The organism is Azospirillum sp. RU38E, assembly GCF_900188385.1.
Lineage (GTDB): Bacteria > Pseudomonadota > Alphaproteobacteria > Azospirillales > Azospirillaceae > Niveispirillum.
The window spans coordinates 60,154-70,954 of the sequence record NZ_FZOI01000002.1; the positions used below are offsets into that span (position 1 = coordinate 60,154).

Here is a 10,801-nt window from a genome sequence, read left to right on the forward strand (position 1 = left end):
CGGCAATCAGAAAAAGCGGATGCACGACTGACTATCACCGGGTTGAAAGGACAGGGCGCTGTGCAGCGAGGCGAAAATTTGAGACCGGCCCCCGCTCCCGCAGGATTCCGATAATCTGTACCTGGCTGACGTCGCGGCTTTAGCGCCAGGCGTAATTGAAGCTGATGGAAATGCGTTCGCTTTCCGCCTGGTTCAGCACCACCTCGTGCCGCAGCCAGCTTTCCCACAGCAGCAGCGTGCCGGGGGTGGGCTGCATGGGGACGAAGGGCTGCATGTCGCGGGGGGCCTTGGGCTTGCGCGGCGGGGCAGCCATCATCAGCGCCAGACGGGGATCTTCAAAGCGCAGCGCGCTGGCCCCTTCCGGGATTTCCACATAATAGGTGCCGCTGATGACGCTGTTGGGATGGATGTGCGAGCCGTGGAACCCGCCGGGGTCCAGCACATTGATCCACAGGCTGTCCAGCTCCAGCTTGCGGTCGCCCAGGTTCCATTCCTGCAACTTGGCATAGGCCTTCACATGCCGGTCAAGCTGGCTTTTCAGCGTCTTCACCGCCGGGAAGCGCCAGGGCAGATCATCCAGGGAGGAATAGGACGTGTAGCCGGGATAGCCATTCTTGGCCGACCATTTCTGTCCGGCGGCATCATCCTCCGCTGCACTGCGGCAGCAGGCGGCCAGCTCGTCATTCAGCGGCAGCATCTCGGCCAGGAGGGCGCGATAGATGCGGGTGGCGAACAGGGTTTCGAGCGCCGGGGCGGCGGCTGGGGTTGTATCGTCGGTCATGGGACCAGCATGTACGTCCGCCACCCCGGCTTCGTCAACCGGATCGGATGATCAGATCAGGTCAGACAGGGAGGAAACGGTGACGATGCGTCCTTCCGCCTCACCAAAGATCAGGTAATGGTCCAGCGGGTTCACTCCGGCCGCTTTCACATCACCATAGCGGGTCAGATAGTCGGACGTGTCGAAGAAAGCGGACGGGTCACGCCCCTCCCGCCAGCCATAATCCTGGAAATGCTGCCAGGCTGTGATTTGCCCCTTGTTGACGGCGTCGGCCACATCCTTGTTGGTGGACAGATAATAATCCTCGTCGAACAGCACATGCGGGTCGCGGCCTTCAAACCGACCATATTTGACGAAATGTTCCTCCCCGCTTGCCAGGAAGCCGGCCTTGACGGCGGCATCCACATCGGGATTTTGCTGGCGGTAGAAATTCTCGTCGAACAGGCCACCTTCCACCCGCTTCACATGCGGGGCATCCAGCACGTTGACCCTGCCATTGATGACCAGGAGTTCCACATTGGTCAGCGTGTCCGTGCCTTCCGACGCCGTGGTGACACGGGTGGTGCCCTTGTCGGTGAAGATGGTGGCGGTACCCGTGGTGGCGATCACCACGGCATCGATGCCGCTGCCGCCATCGAACTTGTCATTCCCCTGCCCGCCATAAAGGATATCATCGCCGCCCAGCCCGTTGATCACATCATCGCCGGTGGTGCCATAAAGGGTATCAGCCTGGGCTGTACCATTCACAGTGTTGGTTGCCTGTGTCGGCACCTGTGCCACGGCAACGCCGTAATATCCGAAACTGCCGGGCACATATTGGAAGCCGACGGCCAGTTTATAGGTGCCGCTGCTGTTGGGCACGAAGTCGATAATCGTGTCTGACCGGGCGGATTCAACGATGCCGTAATCGCCCCCATCCTTGAAATCCATCAGGTAGCCCTGATTGTCATAGATGGACAGCCGGGTGGTATAATCGCTGGAGACGGAGACGAAATTATAGGTTTCGCCAGCCGTCAGATAGACGCTGATGAAATCGGTGATTTCAGATGTGGTCAGTGTACCGCCCAGGCTGTCGGAAATGCTGCCGTTGTTTTGCGCACCGGGTACCAGCGTCCCATCCGGGAAGCGCCATGATTCCAAGGCCCTGGTGTCGCTGGCATCCAGATCCGTCCAATAGGGGTTCCGGCCCGTCATGATCCATTTACTCCCGCATTCGCCGCCATCTTTGTGGCGGTCTGGGGTTTGCCCATGGCGGGATATTGGCGTCTGATTGTGGCAGATTTAATTTTGAATTAAGCCTATTCCGCGAAATTCCCTGGTAGAGTGGAAATCAGGAAATGACGGGCCGGGATCGCCCCTTCGGCCCCGGCCCGCCACCCCTGTCAGCGTCCATCCCTTACCGGTTTTGCATCAAAACCAGACGTCATGTCCGGTGGGGCTGGCAACGCTGACGTCTCGTCCCTCGGCATGGCCATGTTCAAGATAATGGTCCAAAGGGTTCATCCCTGCCGCGGCAACATCGGGATTGTCGTGCAGATAGGCGGCCCCGTTGAAATAAGCCGATGGGTCGCGCCCTTCACGCCAGCCATACAACTCGTAATGCTTCCAGGCAGTTATGCCACCCTGCTGCACGGCTGCGGCGACATCGGGGTTATGTTCCAGGTAGTAGCGGCTGTCGAACAGCGGCACGGCGTCACGGCCTTCGAACTGCCCATAGGCCAAGTAATGTTCCTGCCCACTCGCCAACCGGCCGCTGGCCACGGCGGCGGCGACGTCCGGGTTGTGGGCCAGGTAATATTGCTCATCGAACAGGCCGCCCGTGGTCATTTTGACGGATACCGGGTCCAGCACGTTCACCTTGCCGTCCACCACCAGCACCTCGACATCATAGAGATTGTCGGTGCCACCATTGGCCGTCACAATCGTGGTATGGTTGCCGACGGTGGTGATTGTGGCCGGTTCACCCTGGTTGTTGATAACCACCGCATCAATGCCGGCATCGCCATGCAGTTCGTCATTGCCAGGACCGCCGACCAGTACATCATTACCGGCCCCGCCATGGATTGTGTCGTTTCCGCTGCTGCCCAACAGCACATCGTCACCCGTACCACCGGTCAGGGCTTGCCCTGTTGTCGACGCGGTTGGCTGCGTGCCGGTTGATGCCAGTTCCGCCGTCACGCTGTAGCTGCCGGTGCGATGCAGCAGATCGCTGCTGTTGACCGCCAGCTTGTAGACGCCCGTATAGCTGGCGGTGAAGCCGACAACCGTATCCTGATGGTCTGCTTCGGTGATGCCGGCCTTGCTGCCATCCGTGGTGGTCAGCAGATAGCCGTCATTGTCGAACACGGAAAGGTCGGTTGGAAAATCCGGAGAGGTGGAAGAAAAGGAATAGGTCTGGCCGGCCACCAGATGCACATCGATGAAATCGACCTGTTCGTGGGAGTGTATTTGGCCGGTTACGCTGGCCGGTGTATTCGCTGTCGGCGTCAGGTCGCCATCGGGTGATTTGAAACTGCTCAAGCTCCGTTCGATCGCCGCGCTTGTCTCGCTCCAGTGCGGGTCTCTCTCAGCCATCATGTCCTCCAGGGTTTCGCAGGGTCAGGGAAACCTGCGCGGCGAGTCATATGCTACAAGCGTGGAGGTTCGATTGAGATTTGCTGAAGGGCTGGTCGACCCCGCCATAATCGGTTCCCCCTTCCACCGTTTGTCACAGAGGCAGCCCCAGCCATGCCCCATGGGCTGGGGCCGTGTGTCATTTCTTAGGCTGTTTGCGGGCGGCGATTGGCTGTATTTCGATGGCAACCAAATTCCTATCGGACGGAACGACCTGTCATGTCCTTCACGGCGAAAATCCTGCTTCTGGGCTCCGGCGAGCTGGGCCGCGAATTCGTCATCTCCTCCAAGCGCCTGGGGGCGCAGGTGATCGCCTGCGACGCCTATGACAATGCGCCGGCCATGCAGGTGGCCGATGGGCGGGAAATCTTCCCCATGCTGGATGGGGAGAAGCTGCGTGCCGCCGTGGAAAAGCATCGCCCGGATTTCATCGTGCCGGAGGTGGAGGCCATCCGCACTGAAATGCTGGCGGAGCTGGAGGCGGAGGGGTTCCGCGTGGTGCCCACCGCGCGCGCCACGCAGATGACCATGAACCGCGACCGTATCCGCGAACTGGCCGCCGTCGATCTGGGCCTGCGCACCAGCCGTTACCGCTACGCCGAAAGCTTTGATGAGGTGCAGGCCGCCATCGCCCATACCGGCCTGCCCTGCGTCATCAAGCCGGTGATGTCCTCCTCCGGCAAGGGGCAGAGCACGGTGAAGGAAGAGGCGGGCCTGGAAGCCGCCTGGAATTACGCGGTCGCCAATATGCGCGGCGACCGCGCCAAGGTGATCGTCGAGGAATTCATTCCGTTCGAGTATGAAATCACCCTGCTGACCGTGCGCACCAAGGATGGTATCGTCTTCTGCCCGCCCATCGGCCACCGCCAGGAACGCGGTGACTATCAGGAAAGCTGGCAGCCGATGGCCATGCGCGCTGACCTGCTGGAAGCGGCGCAGGACATGGCGGCCAAGGTGGTCAACGACCTGGGCGGTCACGGCATTTTCGGTGTTGAGTTCTTCGTCACCCAGGATGAGGTGATCTTCTCCGAACTCAGCCCCCGTCCGCATGATACGGGCATGGTGACGCTGGCCACGCAAAACCTGTCGGAATTTGATCTGCACGCCCGCGCCATTCTGGGCCTGCCGATTCCCGGCGTCTCCCTGCTTGGGGCGGGGGCCAGTGCGGTGATTCTGGCCGACCGCAATGCCGATGATTTCGCCTTCAACGGCGTGGCAGAGGCGCTGGCCACCGGCCGGCCAGACCAGAATGTCGATCTGCGCCTGTTCGGCAAGCCGGTTACCCGCCCCTATCGCCGCATGGGCGTGGCCTTGGCGCTGGGCACCGACACGGATGAGGCGCGGGCCACCGCGGCCGAGGCTGCCGGCAAGGTGACGATCCAGTACCGTTAAGGGGACGCCCGTGACACAGGGCGAAAAGGGGCAGGGGGCGGTGGCCGATGGGCGGATCGCCGCCGGCACGCCTGCGTTCCGGCGCACCAGTCTGGCCATGGCCGGCGCGGGCCTGACCACCTTCGCCCTGCTGTACCATGTGCAGCCGCTGCTGCCCCTGCTGGCCGACACGTTCAAGGTGGGGGCGGCGGAAAGCGCCTTGTCCCTGTCGCTCTCCACCGGGGCCCTGTCCATCTGCCTGCTGCTGGCGGGCAGCCTGTCAGAGGTGGTGGGGCGCAAGCCGGTGATGGTCGGCTCCCTGCTGCTCTCCTCCCTGCTCACCATCGCGGTGGCGCTCACCCCGTCCTGGCACGCGCTGTTGCTGGCGCGCATGTTGACCGGTGTGGCGCTGGCCGGGCTGCCAGCCATCGCCATGGCCTATCTGGGGGAGGAGATGCAGCCCAAGGCCCTGGGGCTGGCCATGGGGCTGTATATTGCCGCTTCTGCCCTGGGGGGCATGGTGGGGCGGCTGGTGACGGGCATTGCCGCCGATCATCTGGACTGGCACTGGATTGTCGCCGGGATCGGGATGCTGGGGCTGATTTCCGGCGCGACGCTCTGGCGCCTGCTGCCGCCTTCGCGCCAGTTCCGGCGCCAGTCGCCTGATCCCCGGGTACTGATTGGCAGCCTGCTGGCCCAGTTCCGCGATCCGGGCCTGTGCATCCTGTTCGCCCTGGCCTTTCTGCTGATGGGCAGCTTTGTCGCTATCTATAATTTCATCGGTTTCCATCTGTTACAGCCGCCTTACAACCTGTCGCAAAGCGCTATCGGCCTGATCTTCAGCGCCTATCTGCTGGGCATGGGCGGGTCGGCCTGGATCGGGGCACTGGCCGGGCGGGTGGGGCGGCACCGCGTGCTGCCGGTGGGCATCACCCTGATGGCTGTTGGCATGGGTTTGACGGCCATGACGCCGCTACCCGCCATCATTGCCGGCATTGCGCTGATGACCTTCAGCTTCTTCGCCGCCCATTCGGTGGCCAGCAGCTGGGTCAGCGCGCGGGCGACGACCGGCAAGGCGCAGGCATCCTCGCTTTATCTGTTCTTTTATTACATGGGCTCCAGCTTTGTCGGCAGTGGTGCCGGCCTCGCCTGGGAACGGGCGGGCTGGGGTGGGGTGGTCGCGCTGGTGGGGGGCCTGCTGGCCCTGGCCCTGCTGCTGGCCCTGTCCATGCGCCGCCATGCCTGAACAGAGAGCGTTATTGTTTCAAGGTGTTACAATCCCCTGTGATGCGGCCATTACCGCCTGTGGCGGTGCATTCCAGGGGGTTATCAGGCGCTGACATGTCCAGGTGCCGCCACAGGCAATGCTGTTGATGCATGACAACAGCACTGTCTTTAACCGAAGGTGTGGTCTGTAAAATAACGTTACACGCCGGAAACCATCCGCTGCTTTCCCTGGGCATATGCCGGTTGTATTGTCCCGATTGGTTGGGGGACGACGGGGCGCTGTGAAAGCTGTTGCCGGCGAAGGGTTCCCCTTATCCGGAAACCCCGCCCGCAGCCGGGGACGATAATATGGTGATCCCCATGAGCATTCAGCCGCTGCCCTCCCGCGCCGAGCAGAGCCACCCCCCTTTCGCCCTGCGTCAGCCGCCGGCCCGGCCTGCCCATGGCAAGTTGAAATGGATCATCGGGGGGCTGGTTCTGGTGGCCCTGATCGGGGCCGGCACCTGGCTGGCGCTGAAGCCGCAGGGCAAGCCGGGGGCCGCGCCCGCCGCTGGGGAGCAAAAGGGCAGCAGCGTGCTGACCGTCACCACCACCAAGGTGACTGAACAGACGGTCGCCCGCTCCATGCTGGTGACCGGCTCGCTGGCCGCCTGGGATGAACTGCCCATCGGCACCCAGACATCCGGTCTGGCCATTGTCGAGGTGCTGGTGGATGAAGGCGACAGCGTGAAGGCGGGCCAGTTGCTAGCCCGCTTCGATGACAGCGTGCTGCGCGCCGATCTCGCCTCACGCGAGGCATCGCTGCGCGAGGCTGAGGCGCTGGCGGCGGAGGCCGATGCCAATATCCGCCGTGCAGAGGATCTGGCCCGCACCGGTGCCATCTCCACCCGCGATCTGGATGCCCGCCGCTCCACGGCGCTGACCACCAAGGCCCGCGTGCGCGTGGCGGAGGCGGCGCGCGATCAGGCGGCCGTGCGCCTGAAACAGACCGAGGTGCGCAGCCCCACCGATGGCACGGTTGCCCGTCGCAATGCCCGCTTGGGCGCGGTGATGTCGGCCGGTGGCACGGAACTGTTCCGCATCATCCGCGATGATCGGGTGGAACTGGTGGCCGATGTGCCGGAAATCGACCTGCGTTCCATGCAGGTGGGCCAGCCGGCCGAACTGTCGATGACCGATGCGCAGGGCAAACCCTTTGTCGGTACGGTGCGCCTGATCTCCCCCGTGGTGGATGTGAAGACCCGCATCGGCACGGTGAAGATCGCCGTGCCGCATGATCCGCAGTTGCGCCCCGGCATGTTTGTTTCCGCCCGCGTCACCACCGGCAGCCAGCAGGCCCCGGTGGTGCCGGAGGCAGCGCTGGTTTACCGCGATGCCCGCACCTATGCCGTCGTCGCCTCCGCAGAGACCGCCGCCAACGGGCACCGCACGGTGGAAGCGCGCGAGCTGGAAGTGGCCAGCCGCGCCGACGGGCAAGCCGCCATTACCAAGGGCCTGAAGGCCGGGGAAGAGGTCGTGTTGACCGGTGCCGCCTATCTCAAGGATGGGGAGGAGGTGAACGTCACCCCCACCCCCGGCGGCGGCGATATCAAGCCGCTGCCGGTACAGAAATAACCACGCCGCCCGCACGCACGCCATTCCTAAGCGAAGGAACCCGGTCATGAGCCGTGGCAATATCTCAGCGGTCGCCATCCGCAACCCGGTGCCCACCATCGTTCTGTTCATCATCCTGACGCTGGCGGGCCTGATCTCCTTCTGGCGGATGGATATTACCGGTAACCCGGATATCGATTTCCCGGTCGTCAATGTCAATGTCAGCCGCCCCGGTGCCGCCCCGTCGGAACTGGAACAGGAGGTGACAAAGAAGGTCGAGGATGCGGTTTCCAACATCACCGGCATCGACCATGTGCAGTCGACGGTGACGGACGGCAATTCCAACACCACGATCGAATTCAAGATCGGCTATGACACCGACCGCGCCGTCAATGACGTGCGCGATGCGGTCAGCCGTATCCGGTCCGATCTGCCGCAGGATATCTATGAACCGCAGGTTCAGCGGCTGGATGTCACTGGCGACAGCATCCTTTATTACACGGTATCTTCCCCCCACCGGTCGGTCGAACAGCTTTCCTGGCTGATCGACAGCGAGATTGGGCGGGCCCTGAAGCGTGTCGATGGCGTGGGCGAGGTGGAGCGGATCGGCGGTCTGCAGCGCGAAATCCGCGTCAATCTGGACCCCACGCGGATGATGGCGCTGGGCGTGACCGCCGGTGAGGTGAACCAGCAGTTACAGCAATTGAATGTGGATATGCCGGGTGGCCGGGGCACCGTGGGGGCAACGGAACAATCCATCCGCACGCTGGGCCGTGCCCAGTCGGTGGATGATCTGCGCAACCTGGAAATCGCCCTTCCCGGCGGGCGCAAGGTGCGGGTGTCCGACATCGCGGATGTGGTGGACGGCACGTCGGAACTGCGCAACGTGTCCCGCCTGAACGGCGTGCCGGCCGTGGGTTTTGCCATCAACCGTTCCCCCAATTCCAGCGAGGTCACCATCTATAATGGGGTGGTCAAGTCGCTGGAGGAACTGAAGAAGCAATATCCCGACCTGACCTTCAAGCTGATCATCTCCAACGTCAAATTTACGGTGGACAGCTATCACGCCTCCATCGAGGCGCTGCTGGTCGGTGCCGTGCTGGCGGTGGGTGTCGTCTGGTGGTTCCTGCGGGACAGCCGTGCGACGTTGATTTCCGCCCTGGCCATGCCTTTGTCCACCATCCCCACCTTCCTGGCGATGGATATGCTGGGCTTCACGCTGAATGGCATCACCATGCTGGCCTTGGCCCTGGTGGTGGGCATTCTGGTGGATGATGCCATCGTGGAGATCGAGAATATCGTTCGCCACATGAACCAGGGCAAACGGCCATACAAGGCGGCCCTGGAGGCGGCGGACGAGATCGGGTTGGCGGTGGTGGCCACCACCATGACCATCGTGGTCGTGTTCGTGCCCGTCTCCTTCATGCCCGGTGTGGCCGGCCAGTATTTCCGCTCCTTCGGCATCACGGTGGCGGTGGCGGTGCTGTTCTCCCTGTTGGTGGCACGTTTGCTGACACCGCTGATGGCAGCCTATCTGCTGAAACCGGTGGCCCATCCGGAACCGGAAGCCGGCCGCTGGACACGCCGTTACCTGGGTGCGCTGAACTGGTGCCTGCATCATCGCAAATCGACCATTGCGGGCGGCTTCCTGTTCTTCGTTGCCTCCATCGGGTTGATGACGGCCCTGCCCACCGGCTTTCTGCCCAGCCAGGATATCGGCTTCTCCAACCTGCAGATGGAAATGCCGCCGGGGACGAATTTGCAGCAGATGGATGAGATGGTGCAGCGCGCCGCCCTGATCCTCAGGGCCCAGCCGGAGGTGGATGCCACCTGGGCGCGGGCTGGCCGCGGCGGGCAGGTGCGCAAAGGCTCCATCATCGTGCTGTTGAAGGACCGGTCGGAGCGCGTGCATCAGAAGGATTTCGAAACCCGCGTGATGCCGGAATTGCAGAAGCTGCCGGGCATCCGCTTCAGCTTCAATTCCACCGGCGGCTTCGGCAACCGTGATGTCTCCATCATGCTGACCAGCGAAAATGGCCCGCTGCTGGATGAACATGCCGCCAAGGTGCTGGCGGAAATGCGTCAACTGCCGATCTTGAAGAATGTCTCCACCACCGCGCCGTTGCAGCGGCCGGAAATCCAGATCAAGCCGATGTTTGACCGTGCGGCTGAACAGGGGGTCTCTGTCTTCGCCATCGGCCAGGTGGCCAAGGTGGCGACGCTGGGCGAGATCGACACCAATTCCGCCAAGTTCAACCTGGGCGACCGGCTGGTGCCGATCCGGGTGCAGCTGGACCAGGATATGCGCGGCGATTTGGATGTGCTGGCCAATCTGCGGGTCCGCACCAATACCGGTGCCACGGTGCCGGTCAGTGCGGTGGCGGAAATCAGCATGGGTTCCGGCGCGGTGCAGATTGACCGTTTCGACCGTGCCCGCCGCGTCTCCATCCAGGCTGACCTGAACGGGGCAGAGCTGGGCGATGCGATGAAGGCGATCAATGCGCTGCCCTCCATGTCGCACATGCCGGCCGGCGTGTCGAAGCCGGCCTATGGCGGGTCGGAGCAGATGCAGATCCTGTTCATGGGCTTCATCGTGGCGCTGGGCACTGCCTTCTTGCTGATCATCGCGGTGCTGGTTCTGCTGTTCCATAACTTCTTCCAGCCGGTTACCATCATGATGGCGCTGCCCTTGTCGCTGGGCGGGGCGGTGATCTTCCTGCTGATCTTCGGCATGTCCATCTCCATGCCGGCGCTGATCGGTATCCTGATGCTGATGGGGATCGTCACCAAGAACTCCATCCTGCTGGTGGAATATGCCATCGTCGCCATGCGTGACCATGGGATGAGCCGGCTGGAAGCCTTGACGGATGCCGGTGCCAAGCGTGCCCGCCCCATCATCATGACCACGATTGCCATGATCGCCGGCATGGTGCCGATTGCGGCGGGTTGGGGCGCGGATACGGAATTCCGTCAGCCGATGGCGGTGGCGGTGATCGGTGGTCTGGTGACCTCCACCCTGCTGTCGCTGGTGTTCGTGCCGACCTTCTTCACCCTGATGGATGATCTTCAGCGCAAGATGAGCCCGCTGTTCAGCCGGCTGATCACGCCGAAGGAACCGGAACTGCCGCTGCGTCCGCATGTGGTGGATGGGGAGTAAGCCCCGCGATCTTGGAAATGAAAAGGGCGGTCCCGCGGGGCCGCCCTTTTTTTATTGAT

At 62.8% G+C, this 10,801-nt stretch carries 7 protein-coding genes; 4 read left to right on the forward strand and 3 right to left on the reverse strand.

Translation table 11 applies throughout. The features are described from left to right. Positions 1 to 139: 139 nt before the first annotated feature. The 3 genes from CHB97_RS05520 to CHB97_RS27025 form a co-directional block, all read right to left on the reverse strand. Entirely contained in the window at positions 140 to 781 is a 642-nt protein-coding gene (locus tag CHB97_RS05520) for a TIGR02466 family protein (protein ID WP_089286970.1), read from the reverse strand. A 51-nt stretch (positions 782 to 832) separates the two neighbouring features. After that, complete coding sequence (locus CHB97_RS05525; RefSeq protein ID WP_089286971.1) at positions 833 to 1,975, reverse strand: hypothetical protein; 1,143 nt, start codon at positions 1,973 to 1,975, stop codon at positions 833 to 835. A gap of 216 nt (positions 1,976 to 2,191) precedes the next feature. Further along, positions 2,192 to 3,358 (reverse strand): calcium-binding protein, encoded by a 1,167-nt coding sequence (locus CHB97_RS27025; protein ID WP_089286972.1) that lies wholly within the window; start codon positions 3,356 to 3,358, stop codon positions 2,192 to 2,194. A 255-nt stretch (positions 3,359 to 3,613) separates the two neighbouring features. On the opposite strand from CHB97_RS27025, the gene purT reads away from it, so the two are divergent. The 4 genes from purT (at position 3,614) to CHB97_RS05550 (ending at position 10,742) form a co-directional block, all read left to right on the forward strand. Further along, positions 3,614 to 4,786 (forward strand): formate-dependent phosphoribosylglycinamide formyltransferase, encoded by a 1,173-nt coding sequence (gene purT / locus CHB97_RS05535; protein WP_089286973.1) that lies wholly within the window; start codon positions 3,614 to 3,616, stop codon positions 4,784 to 4,786. A 10-nt stretch (positions 4,787 to 4,796) separates the two neighbouring features. Then, complete coding sequence (locus CHB97_RS05540) at positions 4,797 to 6,011, forward strand: MFS transporter (RefSeq protein WP_244559416.1); 1,215 nt, start codon at positions 4,797 to 4,799, stop codon at positions 6,009 to 6,011. A gap of 341 nt (positions 6,012 to 6,352) precedes the next feature. Beyond that, positions 6,353 to 7,606 carry an efflux RND transporter periplasmic adaptor subunit gene (locus CHB97_RS05545; RefSeq protein ID WP_160105591.1) on the forward strand — a complete coding sequence of 418 codons (1,254 nt, stop codon included), beginning with the start codon at positions 6,353 to 6,355 and terminating at the stop codon, positions 7,604 to 7,606. Between the two features lie 46 nt (positions 7,607 to 7,652). Then, positions 7,653 to 10,742, forward strand: coding sequence for an efflux RND transporter permease subunit (locus CHB97_RS05550; RefSeq protein ID WP_089286975.1), 3,090 nt, complete (start codon positions 7,653 to 7,655; stop codon positions 10,740 to 10,742). Positions 10,743 to 10,801 lie beyond the last annotated feature (59 nt).

Bases quoted from the DNA above. Each gene is read 5' to 3' on its own strand.
- CHB97_RS05525 (WP_089286971.1), bottom strand. From the start codon at position 1,975: ATGACGGGCCGGAACCCCTATTGGACGGATCTGGATGCCAGCGACACC.
- purT (WP_089286973.1), top strand. From the start codon at position 3,614: ATGTCCTTCACGGCGAAAATCCTGCTTCTGGGCTCCGGCGAGCTGGGC.
- CHB97_RS05545 (WP_160105591.1), top strand. From the start codon at position 6,353: ATGAGCATTCAGCCGCTGCCCTCCCGCGCCGAGCAGAGCCACCCCCCT.
- CHB97_RS27025 (WP_089286972.1), bottom strand. From the start codon at position 3,358: ATGATGGCTGAGAGAGACCCGCACTGGAGCGAGACAAGCGCGGCGATC.
- CHB97_RS05550 (WP_089286975.1), top strand. From the start codon at position 7,653: ATGAGCCGTGGCAATATCTCAGCGGTCGCCATCCGCAACCCGGTGCCC.
- CHB97_RS05520 (WP_089286970.1), bottom strand. From the start codon at position 781: ATGACCGACGATACAACCCCAGCCGCCGCCCCGGCGCTCGAAACCCTG.